The organism is Maribacter litoralis, from assembly GCF_902506355.1.
Lineage (GTDB): Bacteria > Bacteroidota > Bacteroidia > Flavobacteriales > Flavobacteriaceae > Maribacter > Maribacter litoralis.
This window is the reverse complement of sequence record NZ_LR733271.1, coordinates 1,188,685-1,209,347: the sequence shown is the minus strand read 5'-3', so window position 1 is coordinate 1,209,347 and position 20,663 is coordinate 1,188,685. Positions and strand designations below refer to the sequence as shown.

The 20,663-nt window shown below is 36.8% G+C and carries 9 protein-coding genes; 2 read left to right on the top strand and 7 right to left on the bottom strand.

The window, feature by feature from the left end; genetic code table 11:
- Positions 1 to 49 precede the first annotated feature (49 nt).
- Positions 50 to 3,772, top strand: a complete 3,723-nt coding sequence (locus tag EXIGUO8A_RS05010; RefSeq protein ID WP_159302170.1) for a metallophosphoesterase — start codon at positions 50 to 52, stop codon at positions 3,770 to 3,772.
- A 5-nt stretch (positions 3,773 to 3,777) separates the two neighbouring features.
- Here the strand turns inward: EXIGUO8A_RS05010 and EXIGUO8A_RS05005 are convergent, their stop codons facing one another.
- From EXIGUO8A_RS05005 to EXIGUO8A_RS04985, 5 genes are read right to left on the bottom strand one after another with little or no spacing between them, the layout of a single operon-like run.
- Positions 3,778 to 4,638 (bottom strand): hypothetical protein, encoded by an 861-nt coding sequence (locus tag EXIGUO8A_RS05005; RefSeq protein ID WP_159302169.1) that lies wholly within the window; start codon positions 4,636 to 4,638, stop codon positions 3,778 to 3,780.
- Positions 4,631 to 5,530: an AraC family transcriptional regulator gene (locus tag EXIGUO8A_RS05000; RefSeq protein WP_159302168.1), complete on the bottom strand. Its 900-nt coding sequence runs from the start codon at positions 5,528 to 5,530 to the stop codon at positions 4,631 to 4,633. The genes EXIGUO8A_RS05005 and EXIGUO8A_RS05000 overlap by 8 nt, the downstream gene beginning before the upstream one ends.
- A 5-nt stretch (positions 5,531 to 5,535) precedes the next feature.
- Positions 5,536 to 6,885 carry a vanadium-dependent haloperoxidase gene (locus EXIGUO8A_RS04995; protein ID WP_159302167.1) on the bottom strand — a complete coding sequence of 450 codons (1,350 nt, stop codon included), beginning with the start codon at positions 6,883 to 6,885 and terminating at the stop codon, positions 5,536 to 5,538.
- 4 nt (positions 6,886 to 6,889) lie between these two features.
- Complete coding sequence (locus tag EXIGUO8A_RS04990) at positions 6,890 to 10,141, bottom strand: VCBS repeat-containing protein (protein WP_159302166.1); 3,252 nt, start codon at positions 10,139 to 10,141, stop codon at positions 6,890 to 6,892.
- The gene (locus EXIGUO8A_RS04985) at positions 10,134 to 13,487 is read right to left on the bottom strand and encodes a VCBS repeat-containing protein (protein ID WP_159302165.1); all 3,354 of its coding nucleotides are present in this window, start codon (positions 13,485 to 13,487) and stop codon (positions 10,134 to 10,136) included. Before EXIGUO8A_RS04985 ends, EXIGUO8A_RS04990 begins: the two co-directional genes overlap by 8 nt.
- A 275-nt stretch (positions 13,488 to 13,762) precedes the next feature.
- On the opposite strand from EXIGUO8A_RS04985, the gene EXIGUO8A_RS04980 reads away from it, so the two are divergent.
- Positions 13,763 to 15,415, top strand: coding sequence for a solute:sodium symporter family transporter (locus tag EXIGUO8A_RS04980; protein ID WP_159302164.1), 1,653 nt, complete (start codon positions 13,763 to 13,765; stop codon positions 15,413 to 15,415).
- A gap of 356 nt (positions 15,416 to 15,771) precedes the next feature.
- On the opposite strand, the gene EXIGUO8A_RS04975 is transcribed toward EXIGUO8A_RS04980, so the two are convergent.
- Both EXIGUO8A_RS04975 and EXIGUO8A_RS04970 read right to left on the bottom strand, forming a co-directional pair.
- Positions 15,772 to 17,382 carry a RagB/SusD family nutrient uptake outer membrane protein gene (locus tag EXIGUO8A_RS04975; protein ID WP_159302163.1) on the bottom strand — a complete coding sequence of 537 codons (1,611 nt, stop codon included), beginning with the start codon at positions 17,380 to 17,382 and terminating at the stop codon, positions 15,772 to 15,774.
- A 19-nt stretch (positions 17,383 to 17,401) separates the two neighbouring features.
- A complete protein-coding gene (locus EXIGUO8A_RS04970; RefSeq protein WP_159302162.1) occupies positions 17,402 to 20,524 on the bottom strand; it encodes a SusC/RagA family TonB-linked outer membrane protein in 3,123 nt (1,040 codons plus the stop codon).
- Positions 20,525 to 20,663: the final 139 nt, after the last annotated feature.

Here is a 20,663-nt window from a genome sequence, read left to right as displayed (position 1 = left end):
TTGATAATAAATACCCAAATTACGAAATTTTAAAGAGGGCAAGGCTACTATGAAAAAGATTTATGCATATCTATCGGTTTTTATATTTATTACAAGTTGTGCAACCTATAGTACTAAATATGTAGATGAAAAATATGCCGTTGATGTTGACGATACCAAAGAAGTTTCACATACTTTTTACTTAATTGGCGATGCAGGTTTGTCTCCAATTGGTGGTATGAACCCTGCACTCAAAATTTTTAAAAATAGATTGAACAAGGCCGATAAGCATAGTACTGCCATTTTTTTGGGAGATAACATTTACCCGGCAGGGCTCCCTGATCCAAAGGATTCTACACAAGCTTATAGAGAGGCGAAAAACCATTTAGATGCCCAAATTAAAACATTGGAAGATTTTAAGGGAAGATCATTGTTTATACCGGGTAATCATGATTGGTATACAGAAGGATTGATCGGTCTAGAAAGAGAAGAAGATTATATTAAGCAAGCATTAAAGGAAAAGGAGAAAGATCCTTTTTTACCTGAAAATGGTTGCCCTATTGATGTTGTTGAAATTGGTAATGATGTCGCGATAATTACAATTGATACAGAATGGTATCTGACCAATTGGGATAAACGCCCGGATATTAATGATAAATGCGAGATAAAGAGCAGAGACAAGTTTTTTCTAGAATTGGAAGATGTCATTAAAGACTATCGTGATAGAACTACCTTAATTGCCATGCACCACCCATCAAACAGTTATGGGGAACATGGAGGGCAATATTCGCTAAGAAAGCAATTTTATCCAAAAAAGATGGCTGTACCCCTGCCAGTTTTGGGAACTTTTATTAATGTGTTGCGTAGTACTTCTGGAGCATCAATTGAAGATGTTAACAATAAACGCTATAGGGAATTGATGAAAAGAGTAACGACTTTGGCACAATATTCCGATCGAGTAATATTTGCATCGGGTCACGAGCATACGTTACAGTATATACTTGAAAATAACACACCACAAATTGTAAGTGGCTCAGGGGCAAAAGAAGGCTTTACAAAGTTGTTGAACGGTTCTCAGTTTAGTACCGGTAAAATGGGGTATGCAACATTAGAGGTATATAAAGATGGATCATCTAGGGTTCGTTTTTATGGTGTGGATGAAAACGAAAATGAAGAGTTTTTATTTACAAATGAAGTGCTACCGCCAACAAAAGTAGCCTATGAAGCTGAACTTACCGCTAATTTTCCAGATACGGTAGAAGCATCTGTGTATACGAAAGAGGAAATCGAAAAAAGTGGATTTTATAAGGGAATATGGGGAGAACGTTATCGTAAATATTACGGAACAAAAGTAAAGGTGCCCACGGTAAATTTAGATTCGTTAATGGGTGGTCTGGTACCAGTGAAAAAGGGAGGAGGGCATCAATCTAAATCGCTTCGTCTTCGTGCAAAAGATGGTAGGGAGTATGTTATGAGGGCGTTGAAAAAAAGTGCTGAGCTTTATTTACAATCCATGGCATTTCAAGATCAGTATGTACTTGATGACCTTAAGGAAACCTATACGCAAGAATTGTTACAGGATTTTTACACCGGTTCTCACCCTTACGGTCCTTTTACAACTGCAAGATTATCTGATGCAATAGGTATATATCATACAAATCCCGTTTTATATTATGTGCCAAAACAACCTGCATTAAATGAGTACAATGATACTTTTGGCGATGAATTGTATATGATAGAGGAACACACGGGAGATGGGCATGGTGATTTGGCAAGTTTCGGATTTTCCAACGATTTAAAAAGTACGGATAGCATGCTTGAAGATCTTCGTGATGATGAGAAATATGAGGTAGATAAGGATCTGTATCTAAGGGCGCGTCTTTTTGATATGGTTTTAGGTGATTGGGACAGGCATGTAGATCAGTGGCGTTGGGCAGAGTTTAAAGATGAGAAAAAGAACAAAGTGGTCTATAGACCTGTACCGAGAGATCGAGATCAGGTATACTCAAAAATGGGTGATGGTGCTTTAATGAATATTGCCACTCGTATAATACCGGGCTTAAGGTTAATGGAAGGTTTTAATGAGGAAATAAGAAGTGTAAAGGGCTTTAACTCTTCTCCTATGACCTATGTTTTAGATCTTACCCTATTAGGGGAAACAGAAAAAAGCCAATGGTTGGCGCAAGCTAGATATTTACAGGAAAACTTAAAGGAAAGCGATATCGATGAAGCGTTCAAATCTTTTCCAGAAGAAGTAAGGGACGAAACGGTAGAAGAAATTAAGAGAATACTTTTGGCGCGCCTAAAAAATATAGATGAAACTGCCAACGAGTACTACAAAGTTTTAAATAAGTATGCCGTGGTTGCGGGTACCGATAAAGATGATTGGTTCGAGATCAATAGGCTCAACGATAAAGAAACAGAGGTAAAAGTTTTTAGAAATATAAAAGACGAGAAGAAACGACTGTTTTACTACAAGGTATTTACCAAAGAAGATACCAAAGAGCTATGGGTTTTTGGTTTAGATGATGATGATATTTTTGAGGTAAAGAATCCGGCTAATTACTCGGGAGTAAAGGTGAGGATAATCGGTGGTCACAATAATGATATCTATAGGGTAGAAGATGGTAAAAAGGTTGCTTTATATGATTTTAAAAGTAAGAAGAACACCTTTGAAGAAACAGGAGGTGCAAAGGTTAAATTGTCGGATGAGTATAATTTGAATACCTACCAACCACTAAAACTAAGAAATAGCTTTAATCAGATTATACCAACAATTGGTTATAATCCAGATGACGGGGTGCGTATTGGTTTTGTAAATACCTATACTTACAATGGTTTTAGGCAAAATCCTTTTACCCAGCAGCACACTTTTGCAGCATCGTATTATTTCGCAACAAGCGGATTTGATTTTAAGTATCGAGGTGAATTTGCCCATGTGTTCGAGAATTGGAATGCTGAGTTGAAAGCACGATTTACGAGTCCGAATTTTGCTATCAATTTCTTTGGTTTTGGAAACAATACTGAAAATTTAGACGATGATTTAAGTTTGGATTACAACAGGGTAAAACTTAGGCAAATAGATTTTTCGCCATCATTGGTGTGGAGAGGGCAATTGGGAGCAAAAGTAAAATTGGGTCTATCATATGAGAATATAAGTGTTGAAGAAACCAATGATAGATTTATAAATACCTTTTATCAGCAAAATGGAGAAGAGACCAATAGCGATTTTGTAGGGGCTCATGCCTCTTACGCATATGAAAACAAGGATAATGAAGCTTTTCCAACCCTTGGGATGTCCACTTCGTTAGAGGCAGGTTTTAAAGAAAACCTTTCTAAAGACGGAGGTAATTTTGGCTATATAGTACCAAGTTTAAGTTTTGATTATAAATTGATACCAAGTGGCAGGTTAGTACTGGCTACAAAATGGAAGGCACATTTTAACATAGGTGATGAATATGAATTTTATCAAGCTGCGAGTATTGGCGGTATAGATGGTCTACGTGGGTTTAGAAATCAGCGTTTTACCGGTAAAACATCATACTACCAGAATACGGATATTAGATTTAGCCTTAGAAAAAAACGAACAAGGTTGTTACCCACTGCAATGGGACTCTTTGGAGGGTTTGATTATGGTAGGGTATGGTTTCCTGGTATAGATTCTGGAAGATGGCATACCTCTTACGGTGGAGGGTTTTTCTTAAATGCTTCAGATATTATATCTGTAAATACAGCAATATTTGCTAGCGAAGACGGAGCTAGGTTTACTTTTGGTTTAGGGTTCGGGTTTTAAAAATGTTATTTTTTTAAGGTGTAGGTATAAAGGTTACCACCTTCCCCGTGAGCTCGCTCATCTGATATCAATAAGGTAGTGTCGTTTAAAAAGCATACCGATTCTAATTGAGATCGGGCTCCTAAATCAATTTCTTGCATATTGCCCTTGGTGAAATCATCCCAGGTAAAATCCGTAAAAACAAAAAGCTTCCCATAACTAAGGGCTATGATTTTATCTCCTTTTGGAGATATATCAATTGAAGTTATTCGGCACGTATTCCAATCTGTACAAGGTATAAAAGTACCTACAAGTGTAGCTTCATAAGAACCTTTGGTATCTGGTACGGAGTAGATACGGGCTTCGCCCGTAAAGGAATGAGACCTGTTTTTGGTAACTATAAATATTTTGCCATTATGATGAAAAATAGCTTCTGAATCATAAAAAAGAGCGTCTTTTTTTGGAGGAAAACCTTTTTGGTCAGGGTAGTGCAACTTTATTTTTTCGGCATCTATTTTATCACCGGGCTCAATAGTAGGATTTGGCAATTTGTAAATGACCAAATCTTTTCGTTTGTTGGTGTTATTGCCAATATCACCTATATAAATATTACCGGCACTATCTGTAGTAAGGTCTTCCCAGTCTTGATTGTCTCCATTTTTTACCTTAAGGCTTTTTATTATATCACCTTTAAAGTCCACTTGGTACAGTTCATCTTTATTACCTCCGTCCTCAATTACCCAAACAGTAGAATCACCATAAGTGGCCAAACCAGAGTTTTCATTTAAACTACCAGGTAAATCTGCAATGACTCTCAATTGCCCATAATTTGAGCAAGAAGTAAGTATAGAGAATAAAAGTAAAAAGCTTAGTACTATTTTATTCATCTTGATCTGCTAAGGGCATAAATATTTCGGCTTTCCAGCGTAAAGCATCACCACCCATGTTAGGGTTGTTGAAAAAGAATTCAATGGGTTTTTTCTCTATGTCAATATTCTTTTCTTCGGCATAATCCAGTAAGGTATACCATGCTCTGTCAGAGGTCATATAGTTACCGTTATAAACCGCTTTGAGAGATTTCTTGCCAATAAATTCTTTGTATACCAAGTCCTTAATTATTGGTAAGGTATCGCTTTTAATGATAGGGTAACAAAAATTAAAACTAATGCTGTCATTTTGCATATCCCAATCTGTTGTTTCAATAAAAGGAACTCCATTAACCTTAATACCGTTACTGGCAATGACAGAGTTAATGAACGGATAACTTTCCATCATACCAAAAGCCTTTGTGCTTTGAGTAGTTTTGTGTTCGACGCAGGCGCAGTAAGTGGAAGGTAAATACTCTTCGCCCATAAAGGTAACTTTAAATTCCTTTCTGTGGGCATTGAGATTTTCTATAAAATCCGTCACCGTTTTTCTTGATTGTTTCTCAAAATCGGTATCATAAAACGGAACTTTAAGTTTGTTAGAGAAACTATGTTCAGCATCTTTTATATCAACGACCAATCGAGATGTAGAATCAGTAATAGGGATAATGTTCCAGTTGTAGATGTGGGTAGAATCTCCAGATACAATCTGTTGTTCCAAATGATCCAAGTTATTAAGTTGGCGCACAGAAGCCTCTGGTAATGTATTGTTCCATGCTTTTAAAGCTTGGTTGATCGTACCTGTATTTGATTTTGCTACAACTCTAATCTGATAATCTTGTGGTTTAATTAGAAAATACCAAAGTAATGCAATGGAAACCACTGCTATAATTATGGTTATGCCTTTTTTCATGCGATCTAATTATGTGCTAAACTTGAGTTTTTCTTCATTTCAATTTTGGAGTTCAATAGTGCTCCAATTTTTCTTCCTTGACCTACACCAACTTCAACGGCAGCTCGGTAGTGAATTCCGCCATACATTCTACTTATAGCAGCTTCATCTGCAGCTTCGTTAAAAGAATTGAATTTTCTTATAGGTAAACCATACGGCGTTTCCGTATCGTCTTCAAAGCTAAAGTCCTCTCCGAAAATACTGGTCAACGCTGTTGCTGCTGCACCTGAAACTACACTATGCCCGCTGGTATATTCTGGGAAAGGTGGTGTTTGTAGAATAGGTTTCCAGTTTTCATCAATATGCTGATTGATAAGGGTTTCTGGTCTAATTAGATTACTTCGGTATTTTTCGTCCCAACAGCTAATGAATCCATCGGCTATTGCCATTGATGTTTTGGTATAGGCGAAAACGGTATCATCAAAATTACTATTTGTCTTTTTAGCGGCTATTTTGGTAATACCGATCCAGTGTGCTCCAGGCGTAATTTTTTTGGTGGCGAACATGAGGTGACCTCTTGTAACGGAAACATAAGGGTTGCAATCCCAAAACTTGGCAATAGCAACTTCTTCAGACTCATCTCCGTTCTTGGTAATTTCGTTACTGATGTTATATACCTCAATAAGTTCTTTGTAGAAGTCAGAATCTTTTTCAAGAGAGAATGCTGGCGGTGGAATAGGTTTAAATTGAGAAGCCGAATCTATGATGAACGGGCGTATTTTGTTCCAATGGGGTTCTATACCATCCATGTAAGCCGGTGGTGTAGGTTGCCATCTTGCTTGGTCGTCAGTATCTACGGTAAACTTGGGCATAGTACGGGTTTGGCTGTAATTGTCCTTGCTCATCCAATCTTTTATGTGCTCTGCAACTTTTAATCCGTATGCTTTAGAAGCTTCAAATTCAGGCTCGTTCATTGTCTTCCATTTTGTGAACAAACTGTCTTGTAGAACATCAAACTTGTCTTCAGAGAAGATGAGCTGCCTGCTAATGTGCATATGGGCAATTAGCGCAGATAATTGCGGATTTATACCAGAAACAGTATCAATGGCCGGTATTGGTCTTAAATCTTTTAATTGCCCGGCTAAAGATTTATAATCTGGGTTGGTTTGTGCAACGATTTCATATGCAGCTATGTTTGGGTATGCAAATATTCTACTGGCCACAGGTGGTGAGAAAATATCATGGATCATGATATCTATAACGTGGTCAATAGAATTATGTAAATCGTCTGGAGATATTTTAATGGGTTCTTGTTTTTTCTCTGTACAGTTTACAAATAAGAAAACTGCTAATAGTATACATGCATACTTTTTCATTGTACTAAGGTTTGAGTATTTGGTACACCTCTGCTGCTTCGTCATTAAAGGTGAGCAAAATATAATTGTTGTTGTTGAATTTAATGATGTTCATATTTCGAATCGATTTTCCAGTTAAATCGAGTCCAATTTTATTCGCTAAGGTAATATTGTTGTTGTTACTTATCAATGCTCCGGGGAAAGAATCAAAACGGCCATGATACGGTTTAACACCAAAATAATTTCCCGCTGCCAAAACTTCGGTTTTATTATCGCCGTTAAAGTCAAATTCCAAGAACGACATTATCGGTGCCAATTGCAATTTATAACTAAATGGAACAAAGGTGAATTTGCCATTTTCATTTTTGAGGAAGCCAGAATTTAAAGTATGTACTTCTAGAATTTCTGCGTTTTGCAGCATATTTTCACCTAATATATCTTCCATGGATTTACCCGCGAAAGAACTATATGAGTTGAATTTTTTACGAAGTGATACCAATTGGCTAGATAATTCTTTCAAACCGTCTACCGGATAATCTTTACCGTCTTTAAAGGTGCTGACAATGGTTTCGGTAGCTCCGTTTTTATCAAGGTCTCCGTAGTACATTTTCATAGGATGTTCTTCTGACGTGGAGAATTTGGTATTTAATCCCCAATTGCCTAAAAGATAATCTTGATCACCATCACCATCAATATCAAAATTGATTACAGATTGCCATAAACCATTTAATTTTTCATTTTCTAACGGATGAATTTCTGTAAACTTACCTTCATTATTTTGAAAGAATTTAGGTGACATCCATTCGCCAACAAACAAAAGATCTTCCCAACCGTCATTGTTAAAATCGGTAACAATAGCATCGGTTATCATGCCTAATTGGTTAAAAGGATTTTCCGTGATGTCAAAATTACCGTCGGTGTTTTTTAGAAGATAACTATTTGGTCGGTTACCGTAGTCTGCACTAATAGATTGGTTGCAAACTATTATGTCAAGATCATTGTCATGGTCATAATCTAATTTAAGTAGCACCGAGGTGTTTTCAAACATTTCCGGGAATGCTTTTTTTGTAAAAACACTATCACGAGATATATAATAAGAATCTGTAAGTGGTTTCATTTCATTAAAGAAATCTGCACCACCAGTGCCTATGATTAAATCATTTATACCATCATTATTAAAATCGGCTATAATTGAAGTGATATCTTCTTTTATACTATCCATTTTTATTTCTGGATAGGTGATTTGCTGAAAAGTAGAGTCCCCTTGTACATAAACTTGAGAAGCAATATACTTTGAGCCACCAAAGAAAACATCATCTTTGCCATCAGCATTTAGGTCGCCTACGCTCAATGCCGGACCTCTATCAGACATTTGGTAGGGAATCAACTTTTGACGTAAATAATCGCTGTAAGAGTCCTCAACATGTATAAAGTCTATACCCAGGTTATTTAACGCCTTTTTGAACAACAATTGTTTTTGAGTATGCAGATTACTGTAATGAAAAGCTTTGTTCTGATTTGGACTAATGTATAACGTTTGGTTTGTGGCAATATTCGTTATGGTCTGGTAACTCTTGTCTGGCCATACGATTTTTACAGAATCTATATTGGAAATTTCACCGTAACCAAAATGAATTAAAGGTTCGGAAGAAGCCTGAAATCCACGTACGGTATACATTTCCTTAAACTGTTGAATACCGTTGGCGTACGAGAATACTTTGGTACCAATTCCGAATTTATTTTTTTCTCTGTAGTTCAGTTTAATTTTTAGCCAATTTGCCTTGTTGTTGGTAGTGTTCTCCTGTATTTCTGCAGGGCTGTAGAGATTATTGGTAACCAAATCTAAATCTCCATCATTATCTAGATCGCTATATGCCGTTGCTCCAGATATTATCGTGTCCTGTGAAATCCAAGTTTTGGACTCATCGATAAACTGAAGGTTGTTGGAGCCTTTAAAAATCATATTGCCAATAAAACCGGAAGGCATCATTTTAAGTGCTTTTTGATCTACAAGGTTGGTATTGTTGATTTTTGACCGAATATTTTCATTTGAAATGTAATTGATATAATCAAGGTCATTTGGTCGTTTTGGTATACCATTACTTATGTAAAGATCTTGCTCACCATCTTGATTGTAGTCGCCAAATAAGGCGCTCCAGCTCCAATCGGTAGCGGCAACTCCACTTTGCAAGGCAGTTTCTAAGAATTTGCCGTTTGGTTGATTCACAGAAAGCATGTTTCTGGTATATTGATTATGATAACCAAAGGTTTCGGTCTTCAATTTTTGAATTTGGATATCATCATCACCTTCCGAGGACTTTAATACAATTTCATCTTTACCCAACATGTCTAGAGAAATTAAATCTGGTAGTCCATCATGATTTATATCTGCGACATCGCTTCCCATAGAAAAACGGGTGGTATGCCCAAAAGCCTCTTTAATACTTTCCTTAAACGTTCCATCACCATTATTTAGGTAATAATAATCATCTTCGTGAAAATCATTACCTATGTAAAGATCAGGGTATCCATCTTGGTTAAAATCAGAAACGGCAATACCTAGGCCGTAACCATTGACACCACCATAAATTCCAGCTTCTTCACTAACGTCAGTGAATGTACCATTGTCGTTTCGTAGAAGTTTATCGCCCGTTTCATAAATTCTCTTGTGCCTAATTTGTGCATTGCCATAAGAATCTTGGGTATGTATGGCGTGGTTAAGAAGATAAATATCCAAATCTCCGTCTAGGTCATAATCTAAAAAGGCAGCAGAAGAACTGTAAGATTCAAAATCAAGTCCGTAATCAGCAGCACTTTCCTTGAAGGTAGCATCCCCTTGGTTTATAAAAAGCTCATTGTAGCCATTAAATCCGTTTAGACCAACAACGGCACAAACATAAATATCTAGTAATCCATCACCATTTACATCGCCCATAATGGCACCGGTATTCCAAGAACTGTTGCCTGCCACCCCTGCGTTTTCGGTAATATCCTCAAATTGTAAATTGCCTTTGTTGAGGTATAGCTTGTTCTTTACCTGGTTTCCGGAAAAATAAATATCGGGCAAGCTATCGTTGTTGATATCGCCAATGGCAACGCCACCTCCATTATAAAAATAGAGGTAGTCTAAAATGCTTAGGTCTTTGGTCTCGGTAAGGGTATTTTCAAAAGTTATACCTGTATCGTTCGCAGAGCGTTTTACAAATAATTCACCTTTATTTTGCTTGCAACCTAAGGCACATACCAAAACCAATATGTATAATAACTTATTATTCATTTAATTTATACAGTTTTGGAGTGTCATCATTAATAGCGGCAATAATAAATTTATTGCCTTTTTTATCCTTAATTGTTTTCAATTGCTTTACTTCATTTCGAATAAAGAAGCCACTTTCAGAATAGTTTTGCCATTCAAAATTTAGATTACCATCTCCTAAAAGTACATTTCCATAATTGGCATCTAGCCTAGAATATTGAGGTTTAAACTCAAAGTTGTTACCGGCCATAACCAAATCTAGGTTTCCATCTTTGTTTACATCTAAACATTGAATTCCACAAATACAAGAGAATTGAACCTGTGGAGGTAATAATTTAATGGTGAAATTGCCATTACCTTCATTAATGGCGATTACTGATTCAGAAATATTTACTTGTTTTTGAATCGTGTTGTCTAAAATGTTCTTTGGAAAAAGTTCTTGAATAGTTTTTGATGCATATTCAGAAGCTTTAATATTCTTTTTCTTTAGAGCCAATATTTGTGTGGTCAATTCTTTTTTCTGATGTAACGGATAATCGCCATTGTCATAGTTTTGCGTTGTAATTTGCTCAATGGTACCATCGTTGTCAAAATCGTTCACCCACATTTTCATAGGCTTGCCAGGTGCAGGTTTATAATGAATATTACTGCCCATATTACCAAGAATTAAATCTTGGTCGCCGTCATTGTCCAAATCGTATGCTTCAACAGCTCCCCACCAACCATTTAAGCTGTCTAACGAAGTTTTGGAGTCACTAAGTCTTCTGCCTGAATTTTTATAAATTTTGGGGCTTCCCCAATCAGAAACGGTTACCAGATCATCTTTACCATCTCCATCAATATCTACCCATATGGCATCGGTGATCATACCGGCATCTTTTAGGTCATAAGCAGAACGTTCTGTTACGTCGGTAAAAGTTCCATCCCCATTATTGGATAAGAACAAATGATCAGGATTTACGCCATATGTGCCGACGATACTTCTAGAACCAACAAAAACATCAACATCTCCATCACCATCAAAATCTGAAGGAGCAATAACCGCAATATTTTTATTGATACTAGGAAGTTTGTTGGCACTCAAAGTGAAATTACCCTTGCCATCGTTTATATAAAGTCTAATGCCGTATGTGCCTTGCATACCTATTTCGTTGCCACCTGTGCCAACCATAAGATCAAGGTCGCCATCTTGGTCGGCATCAAAAAAGGATGCTGTAATATCTTCTAGCGGTGCTTCTTCTTCAAAAAATCGTGTTATAGGTTTAGAAAGCGACCCGTTGCCTTTATGAAAGTACAGAGCGGCAGATTGGTTTTTTGCACCACCTATAAAAACGTCATCATTTCCGTCGCCATTAACATCTCCCACAGCCATCGCTGGGCCTTCTTCTGCTAAAGATTTTGATATTAACCCTTCGTTGTCAAAATCCATATAGTTATTTTCTTTATGGGTCAAGAATGTATTATTATCTATAGATTCTAGAAGCGTAGAGTTTTCGGTTTTGTTTACTTTATACCTTTCAGTAGCCTCCTCTTGATCAAAGGTTATCGTTTGGTTGGCTTTTACATCGCTAAGTTTTACAGTTGCATCGTTAGGCCAGATAATTCGAATGGAATCTATGGCTTTTGTAGAGCCTAAACCAATGGTCATAGGGTAGTCTACTGAAGACTGAAAACCTCTTGATGGCATTAAGGTCTGTTCAATAATATTGTCTGGGTAGTATAAACGCGCCACTGTGCCTATTCCGAATTTATTACCATCTATACCTTTAAACTTTAAGGTAATATAGTTGTTGTTAGATTGTGTTTCTGAATTATTCCGGTAAACAAAGGCTTCCATATTTACATTGTTGACCACCAAATCTAAATCGCCATCATTGTCTAGGTCGCCGTAAGCAGAACCATTTGATCTACTGGGTATTTCAAAACCCCATTGTTTGTTGTAATTGCTGAAAGTAATATCACCATTGTTTCTATAAGCATAATTTGGTAATGGTGTAACCGGCATTTTGTTTATGATGGAATCTATAGATTCTTTTCTTCCGGTCAATGCCATCTTTTGAATGATTTCGTTTGCAAAGAAATCAACGAAATCAAGGTCTGTAAGATCATGGTTAATACCATTGGTGACATAGATATCTTTTAATCCGTCATTATCCATGTCAAACATAAGTCCAGACCAGCTCCAATCTGTGGCTTCAACACCGCTGTAATATGCAATTTCAGAAAAAGAACCGTTTCCATTATTTAGCTGTAGCGTATTCTGTATGTATTGCTGATGAAAGTCTTTGCTCTGTTTTAGTTTAAAAATATTGTAACCTTCAAATTCCATGACCGACTTTACACGTTGATCCGGTTCGGGTAGCATGTCTGTTATGAAGATATCTGTTAGTCCGTCATTATTGATGTCGGCCATATCAACCCCCATAGCGGATAAGCTTAAGTGATTTGTCCATTTTTGAACCTCTTCTCTAAAAGTTCCATCTTGGTTATTGATGTATAAGTAATCCCTCTCATAAAAATCATTTGAAACATAAATATCAGGATATAGGTCGTTGTTGATATCTACGACCATTACTCCTAATCCAAAACCAATAAGACTACCATAAATACCGGCATCTTCACTAACATCCACAAATTTGCCATTGTCATTTCTTAATAGCATATCACCTACACCTCTAAAAATTTTAGGGACACCTTCCCAATCTTGGGCTCTTACTTCTCTTTGTTCCGCATACCCTAAGCTGCTGACTGGTATATTGCTATTGTTTAAAATATAGGCATCTAAATCTCCATCCTTATCATAATCAAAGAAAGAAGCATGGGTAGAAAATCCAGTTTCCGCTAAATTGTATTCATGGGCTTTTTCAGAGAAAGTTCCATCGCCATTATTAATATAGAGGTCATTGTCGTGATTGTTGCCTTCCATATTTCCGGCGTTACTGACATAAATATCTAAAAATCCATCATTGTTGATGTCTGCCATTACGACCCCGGTAGACCAAGGTTTATTACCTTTTATTCCGGCAGATTCAGATATATCTTCAAATTTAAGGTCCCCTTTGTTTAAAAAGAGTCTATTAGGTTCCATATTCCCGGTAAGGAAAACATCAGATAATCCGTCGTTATTAATATCACCTATAGCAACCCCGCCACCATTGTAAAAATTACGGTATTTAAAGATGTTGAATTCTTTAGAGTTGGCAACTTTATTTATAAAAGATATACCGGTTTCTTCCGGCTCTAACAGAGTAAATAGTGTGGGTTCGGTATTTTCTTTAGTAGTACCAGCATCTTCTTTAGAACCACATGATTGTAAGAGTGAAATAAATAAGCCAAGGCAATATAGCTTAAGAAAATTGGAGTTCATTCTTTTTGAGTTTGAAATAGAATTTTGAGTTAAAATGTAAACTGTAAAAATTGAGTTAGAAACCTGGGTAATAGATTGTTCAAAATTAATTTGCAATATAGCCAAATACCTATTATTTGTTAGGTTTATTTGCTAAAAGTAGACGTTAAAATTTAAAGAAATCGTTATAGTGTCCTTTGTAAAATACGAATAATGAGATTTTGCCGCATCTTTTTAGAAGTAATGGAAATAATCCAATATATTTAACCTTGACTTAGAAACAAACAACTCAACAAATGATAGGCATATTTTCTTTCTTAGGGTTCACCATATTGGTGGCCATTATTTCATATTTAGCAACGAGAACCACCAATGAACAGACCTCTGATGGTTATTTTCTTGGAGGACGAAGTTTAACGGCGGGTGTAATAGCGGGTTCATTGTTATTGACCAATCTTTCTACCGAACAAATTGTTGGGCTGAACGGAAGCGCATATACAGATGGCTTATCTGTAATGGCTTGGGAAACTTTAGCGGCAATAGCAATTGTGGTAACAGCAATTTTTTTATTGCCAAGGTATTTAAAAGGAGGGTTGACAACAATACCTCAATTTTTGGCCAAAAGGTTTGATGTGACAACGAAAACTATAACCTCTGGTTTGTTTTTGACAGGCTATGTAGTGGTATTGTTACCTGTTATTTTGTATTCTGGATCGGTTGCCATAAGCGGTATGTTCGATGTGCCCACATTATTAGGGGTTTCAGATAGTACGGCTTTAGTAATATGTATTTGGGGAATAGGTTTGATAGGATCTGTTTATGCTGTTTTTGGAGGGTTGAAAGCAGTAGCGGTTTCTGATTCGATTAATGCAGTTGGGTTGTTGATCGGTGGGTTGTTGATACCTATTTTTGGGTTAATGGCAATAGGTGATGGAAGTGTTTTTGGAGGTCTGGATATTCTGATAGATGCAAATCCAGAACGTTTTGATTCTACCGGTAATCCAGGGCAAGAAGTTCCTTTCGCAACAATTTTTACGGGAATGATGCTGGTTCAACTGTTTTATTGGGGTACCAATCAGCAAATTATTCAAAGAGCCTTGGGGGCTAAGACCCTTGCAGAGGGGCAGAAGGGTTTATTGTTGGCTTCATTTTTAAAGATATTGGGTCCGTTAATATTAGTATTGCCAGGAATGATAGCCTATCATTATTTTGATGGAGGATTAGATTCAAGTGACTTGGCTTATCCAGAATTAGTACGCGCTGTATTGCCTAAACCGTTGGTCGGCTTTTTTGCAGCTGTACTTTTCGGTGCTATTTTAAGTTCTTTCAACAGTGTATTAAACAGTTCTGTTACCTTGTTCGGTATTGATATTTACAAACAACATATTAATCCAGATGCACCAGAAACTACCGTAGTGAAATATGGTAAGATTTTTGGGATCTGTTTGGCCTTGGCTGCAATGTTTATTGCGCCACTTATTGCCAATGCAGGTAGTTTGTTTAATTACCTACAAGAAATCAATGGAATTTATAGTATTCCAATATTCACTATAATCGTTGTGGGGTACTTAACGAAGAGGGTGCCGGCAATTGCTGCCAAAGTGGGTATACTTTCAGGTTCGGCATTGTATATTATAAGTCAGTTCTGGTTAAAGAATAAGTTTGTGGATGCTGCTTTAGCAGATGCAAATGCTAAGGGCATCACTGATCCAATGCAATTAAAGTTGATTGAGGCAGAAGCCTATCCTCACTTTTTACATATCATGGCAATATTATTTGTCACCAATATTGTAATAATGCTTATAATAGGAGCTATTAAACCTAGAAAAGAACCTTTTGTTTTGGAATATACCGATCAAGTATCCATTACGCCTTACAAATATGTAAATCAAATGGGTATTATTATATGTTGTATTGTAATAGGTATTTACGTGTTTTTCGCGAAATAGTAAATTTTAATTTATTTATTAAAGCCACATCTAAATTTAGATGTGGCTTTTTAATTTTAAATAAGATTATTGTGTAATGGAGTACTTTATAAGTATAGGGTAAATACGATTGTGTAAGCACCATATTCTAGTTAATACGATGAAATGATTTTAGGAATTAGCGGTATATAGTGTGTGTCGCTAAATAGCTTCATGGTTAGGTGAAGATTAAAAAGGTTTGTTGATATATGGGTTTTGCTTTTACGATATGTTCTTTGGTCTAGTATTAGTTGTATAGTGAAATTTGCGGGTATAACATAAAAAAGCCCCCAATACAATTGGAGGCCTTTTCAACTTAAACTTAAATTTATCTATACTTAGTAACCTGGATTTTGAACCAAATTAGGGTTAGCAAGTAGTTGAGCTTGTGGAATAGGGAAGACATTGTAATCATCATTATTGATAGTTCCCTCCGCTTTAAATAACCAATCTCTACCAAATTGACCAAAACGAATTAAATCGTTACGTCTCCAGGCTTCTTGGTAAAGTTCTCTACCTCTTTCATCCAAAATATCTTGTTCGGTAACTGTACCTAACAATTCTTGCGTGTTACGAATTGTTCTTAATTCGTTGATCATCGCTGTAGGATCTCCGCCACTTCTAAAAATAGCTTCTGCTTTCATTAAATGAGCATCTGCATATCTAAACACAATTTGATGACTGATAGAAGCTTCACCATTTCTCGCAGCGTATTTTTGAATTCTAATACCTGTAGTTTCATCATTGTTGATGAAGTTAACATTACCGGCTCCGTCTTTGAAATCTCTTTTAAAGGTTAAAGGGGCACCTTGTCTGTCTTGTAAAGGAGTTCCATCTAAATCATATTGTTGATTGATTAAGAATCCGTACCCTACGTTTGATCCATTTACATATCCATCTAATTCAGAAGCATAAGGCTGATCAGCAAATTCAACACCAATAGTAGGTACACCACCTCTACGTTCTTCTTGTCCGTCAACTGGGTTTTGGTTAGCATCTAATTCGTTAGATTCGGCATCACCTTCGAACAGGTCGTAAAACTCTGCAAGTGTACTAAATCCGTTCCAACCACCACCTTGAATGCTGGTACTGTTGTAGTGAAGGCCCATAACTACTTTGTTAATAGTGTTTGCTTCAAGTGCCCAAATGGTTTCCGTGTCCGCATCTGGCAAGAAAAGGTCAAAATACCCTTCTTGCAAAGCGTAGCCATCAGCTGTAATTTCGTCAACCAATGAAATTACCTCAGCCATATCTGATGCTTCTGGAGAACCTCCTAGATAAATATGCTTATTCAATAAAACTTTTGCTTTCAAATAACGGGCAGCAGCTTTACTTGCTCTTAAATTAGCGTCACCACTTGCGGCTGCAGTAGCAGGTGCATTTGCAATTGCGGTGTCTATATCTGCTAAAATAAAATCTAACGCCGCCTGACCTGTCAATACTTCTGGTACAGAAGATGAGGGTAGAGATGTATCTCTATATGGAACCTGACCATAGTTGTCAAGAATTACCCACATACTGTAAGCTCTAATAAAGCTGGCATCACCAATATTTGTTGTTGAAGGGTTACTTCTAGAATCTAAAACCTGAGAGGCTTGTAGTTGGTTACCGTTCCATAATTGAAATACGTTTACGATAAAAGAATGTTGACCATTCCAATCGTGAGTATGTAATACTCTCCATAGACCATTATCTCCCCAGTCACCACCACGTGTAGGAATCAAATGCTCATCTGACGTTACTTCTTGAAGTGCAAAATAGTTGTCTTGACCGGCATATTGTCCGGCAAGTGAACCATATAGATTCGTTACAGTAGAAGAAGGGTCAGCTAACCCTTGAAACCCTTCTGATATGATCGAATCTGTTTCTTCTATTTCTAGGTCGGTACAGGAAGAAACCCCTACCAACGATAGAATAGATAGTGTTAAGATTTTAAAATTATTTTTCATGATATACAATTTTTTTTAATTAGAATGATGCGTTAATACCAAAAGTGAATGTTCTTGGTCTTGGATAAGAACCATAGTCAATACCTCTTGATGGTACACCAGAACCTAAATCACCAGTATTGGCAGTAACCTCTGGATCTAAACCGCTATAATCAGTGATTAAGAAAAGATTTTGTCCAGTTATAGAAAAACGTAAAGAATTCAAAGCTCCTTCACCAGATAATGGTACATTATAACCAATACTAGCATTTTGGAAACGTACAAAATCTCCTTTTTCTAAGAAACGAGTCGAGGCGTCAGCAGAAGCTCCTGGGTCTTCTCCGCTAGATAGTACGTTTTGTGTTACGTTTCTAGAGTTAGAAAGTGCACCAGCTGTAAAGTATGCGTTTTCAGTATTGTTGTAAACTGAGAATCCAAACTGACCTTGGAAGAATACAGAAGCATCAAAATCCTTAACTTTTAAGTTTAAGCTTAAACCTGTAGTAATATCTGGTAAAGCATCTTCACCAACAAAGGTCTTATCTTGGAAAGGATCACCAACACCATTGCCATCTATGTCTTGGTATGTTGGAGTACCTGCACTATCAAAACCAGTGAAGATTGGTAAAAAGTAAGAATACAATGATTGTCCTGAAGCAAAACGCTGTGCAAATGCACCTGTTAAACCAGGACCGTTAATTTCACCCGTGTCAATAAGTCCGTCAAAATTTTGAACCTCATTATCGTTATAGGCAATATTAAAATCTGCGGAAAAAGTAGCGTCATCAGTTCTTACGAAATCGTAAGCCAATGCAAATTCAATACCTTGGTTAATGATACTGGCATCAACATTCTGGAACTGGAACGGGTCAACTGCAGGTGCAGCTGGTGGAGTCTGTAAAAGAACATCTGTAGTTTCTGTTCTATAGATATCAATACTACCACTTAAACGATCGTTATTGAATCCGAAATCAAAACCTGCATTTAAGTTAAAAGATGATTCCCATTTTAAGTCTGGTCTATCTGTAGCAACGATTGCTGTACCATTTGCGTTAATTTCAAGATTTTGTTGAACTGTTAATTCTGAAAAACGTTGTCTTGCTACGAAGTTACCGTAACCTAAACCATCTTGGTTACCGGTGATACCCGCACTTAAACGTAATTTAAGGGTAGAAACGTTTTCGCCAACAAAATCTTCTTCGTTCATTTTCCAAGCAAATGCACCGGAAGGGAAATATCCGTATTGATTTTCAGGTCCGAATCTGGAAGAACCATCAGCTCTCATTGTTGCTGTAAATAAATATTTGTCGTTCAATGTATAATTCAATCTTGCAAAGAAAGACTGTAGCTCATCTGTATTGTCAAAAGAATCTGTAAAAACAGAAGTTACAGCGCTGTTAAGGCTTCTTCCTAATTCTTCTTGAGCTACAACCGTTGGTAATAATCTATTGATTAAAACTCCATTAGTGTTGGGAGCATAATACGCTTGTTGGTAAGATCCGGTTACTGCATTCTGTAAGTCGTTAACCGCACTTCTTAAATCTCTTCCCATAGCATTTAAATCACTAGTAGAATAACCTCTACCGCCAGAATTGAAACCAAAAGTTTGGAAATCTTGGTAACCAAAACCAACTAATGCCTCTAAACTAGAATTTTCAAATTCTTTGTTGTAGTTCACAGTTGCCTCTAAAGTTTTATTGTCTCTTTCTAAAACACCATAATTTCCACGACCTATATCTGAAACACCATTAATGTTGTTGATGTCTCTTGAGATAACAGATGTGTTAGAAGCTTCGGAAATGTCTATACCTGCATTTAATTTGGCAGAAATTTCAGGGGTAAAGTTGTATTGAACAGAACCGTTTAAAAGGTATCTGTTTGTATTGGTGATGTTCTGTGTATTGTCAAGTGCATTTTGCGGGTTAACATTTAAACCACCAGCGTTAAATCCTGAACTAGCTGGCCATGTTGGGTTAGCGGCATAAGCTCCACCTAAGACATCACCTGAAGCACCTGCCTGTGCACTAATTGGTGCTTGAGAATCATTAATACGTGCAATGGACATTTGTAATCCTAAAACTAACTTGTCTTCTAAGAATCTTTGGTTAAGATTTAATCTACCTGTAATTCTTTCTAAATCGGAATTTTCAACGATACCAAATTGTTTACCGTATCCAAAAGTAGCTCTTACGTTACCGCTTCCGTAGTTTTTAGAATAAGAAAGGTTTTGGTTTTGAGAAGCTGTTGATCTCAATACTACTTGTTGCCAATCTGTATCTGCACCGAAATTTACCGCACTTGCATCACCTCCTACCGAAGTGACTCCAGATAAAAATTCAGATGCATCTAAAAGGTCAAAAGTATTGGCAGCTTTAGATATACTTAAAGAGCTAGAGAAGTCCCACACGCCTTGGCTACTTCCTTTACCACTCTTAGTAGTAATAATAACAACACCGTTAGCTCCACGCGAACCATAGATTGCTGTTGCCGATGCATCTTTTAATATACTGATACTCTCAATATCATTAGGGTTAATGAAATTTAATGGGTTTTTAACGGCACTTTGACCAAAACCTGTTTCACCTTGTGGAGATGTATCTCCACCGCCTAATGGAACACCATCTACCACGAACAACGGATTGTTGTTTGCTCGTACAGAGTTAGATCCTCTAATATTAATTTGGATTCCTGCACCAGGCTCACCACTAGTCTCTTGAATGTTAACACCAGCAGTTTTACCTTGAATCAATTGTTCAGGTGAAGCGATGTTACCACCATTAAAGTCTTCTGCAGTCACTGCTGTTACGGATCCTGTTGCATCTTTTACGGTAGTTGTACCATAACCGATAATTACAACTTCTTCCAACGCCTCAGCATCTTCTTCTAAAGTAAAATTAATAGATGTTCTACCGTTAACGGCTACCTCTTGGGTTTTGTAGCCAATATAACTTACAATAAGTACGGCACCTTCTTCTGCGGTCAATGTATAATTACCGTCAAAATCGGTCTGCGTACCATTCGTTGTTCCTTTTACAAGAACACTAGCTCCTGGTAAAGGTCCACTTGCATCTGAAACAGTTCCAGATACTTCTTGTGCCTGTATAAATCCAAAGCACAAAAATGCGCCTAGAACCAACAGACTTTTTAGGAATGTAATCTTCATAAATTGTTAATTTAAGTTGAGTTAATTTAATTTCAATTGTTAAAAATATGCAAAATGACGTGTTGATGACAGAAAGCATTACTTAAAAAAGTTACGAAAACGGTTTCGTGTTGATAACTTTTATTTTTTGCGAGTATAA

Coding starts and splice junctions, on each gene's coding strand:
- EXIGUO8A_RS05010 (WP_159302170.1), top strand. CDS start 50: ATGAAAAAGATTTATGCATATCTATCGGTTTTTATATTTATTACAAGT.
- EXIGUO8A_RS05005 (WP_159302169.1), bottom strand. CDS start 4,638: ATGAATAAAATAGTACTAAGCTTTTTACTTTTATTCTCTATACTTACT.
- EXIGUO8A_RS05000 (WP_159302168.1), bottom strand. CDS start 5,530: ATGAAAAAAGGCATAACCATAATTATAGCAGTGGTTTCCATTGCATTA.
- EXIGUO8A_RS04995 (WP_159302167.1), bottom strand. CDS start 6,885: ATGAAAAAGTATGCATGTATACTATTAGCAGTTTTCTTATTTGTAAAC.
- EXIGUO8A_RS04990 (WP_159302166.1), bottom strand. CDS start 10,141: ATGAATAATAAGTTATTATACATATTGGTTTTGGTATGTGCCTTAGGT.
- EXIGUO8A_RS04985 (WP_159302165.1), bottom strand. CDS start 13,487: ATGAACTCCAATTTTCTTAAGCTATATTGCCTTGGCTTATTTATTTCA.
- EXIGUO8A_RS04980 (WP_159302164.1), top strand. CDS start 13,763: ATGATAGGCATATTTTCTTTCTTAGGGTTCACCATATTGGTGGCCATT.
- EXIGUO8A_RS04975 (WP_159302163.1), bottom strand. CDS start 17,382: ATGAAAAATAATTTTAAAATCTTAACACTATCTATTCTATCGTTGGTA.
- EXIGUO8A_RS04970 (WP_159302162.1), bottom strand. CDS start 20,524: ATGAAGATTACATTCCTAAAAAGTCTGTTGGTTCTAGGCGCATTTTTG.